The sequence below is a fragment of the Paeniclostridium hominis genome, from assembly GCF_014306135.1.
GTDB lineage: Bacteria > Bacillota > Clostridia > Peptostreptococcales > Peptostreptococcaceae > Paraclostridium > Paraclostridium hominis.
In genome coordinates this window covers 1-844 of record NZ_JACRWD010000028.1, presented here as the reverse complement: position 1 = coordinate 844, position 844 = coordinate 1, and the positions used below count along the sequence as shown (strand labels likewise).

Genomic DNA, 844 nt, shown 5'->3' with positions numbered 1-844 from the left:
CCAACTTCAAGATAAGATTTCCCACCGTAAGGGTAAGATCCCAGGAAGACTACCTGGTTGATAGGTCAAAGGTGGAAGTACAGTAATGTATGTAGCTTATTGATACTAATAGATCGAGGACTTGACCAAGATTATTTAATCTTACAAATGATATGCAGTTTTCAAAGTATTAATTAAAATATTATTTTAAAAAAGTATTGACATATATTTATTAAAGTGATATTATAATACTTGTTCAAAAATGAATAAACATTTAATCTAGTTATTATAGCAAAGAGGATACACCTGTTCCCATTCCGAACACAGAAGTTAAGCTCTTTAGCGCCGATGGTACTTGGTGGGAAGCCGCCTGGGAGAGTAGGACGTAGCTAGGTGATGTGCCGAAGTGGCGGAACTGGCAGACGCACAGGACTTAAAATCCTGCGGGACTTACCTCTCGTACCGGTTCGATTCCGGTCTTCGGCACCATTTATAAAGTGGACCTTTAGCTCAGTTGGTTAGAGCGCCCGGCTCATAACCGGTAGGTCCGGGGTTCGAGTCCCTGAAGGTCCACCACTTTAAGAACTTTGAAAATTAAACAGTAGGTTAATTATAAAAATTCTTTTTAAAGAATTAAACAACAAACAACCAAGCCAGATATTCAGATAATGATAGCTGAGCGATGGACAACTTTTATTTGAGAGTTTGATCCTGGCTCAGGATGAACGCTGGCGGCGTGCCTAACACATGCAAGTCGAGCGATTCTCTTCGGAGAAGAGCGGCGGACGGGTGAGTAACGCGTGGGTAACCTGCCCTGTACACACGGATAACATACCGAAAGGTATGCTAATACGAGATGATATAT

2 tRNA genes and 3 rRNA genes are annotated in these 844 nt (G+C 41.4%); all 5 read left to right on the top strand.

Annotated elements, in window-relative coordinates:
- Positions 1 to 129, top strand: a 23S ribosomal RNA gene (locus tag H8891_RS15035); the annotation flags it as partial.
- A 128-nt stretch (positions 130 to 257) separates the two neighbouring features.
- Positions 258 to 374: ribosomal RNA gene (gene rrf, locus H8891_RS15030) — 5S ribosomal RNA — on the top strand.
- Positions 375 to 379: 5 nt separating this feature from the next.
- Positions 380 to 468: transfer RNA gene (locus tag H8891_RS15025), tRNA-Leu, on the top strand.
- Positions 469 to 478: 10 nt separating this feature from the next.
- Positions 479 to 555: transfer RNA gene (locus H8891_RS15020), tRNA-Ile, on the top strand.
- 117 nt (positions 556 to 672) lie between these two features.
- Positions 673 to 844: ribosomal RNA gene (locus H8891_RS15015) — 16S ribosomal RNA — on the top strand; the annotation flags it as partial.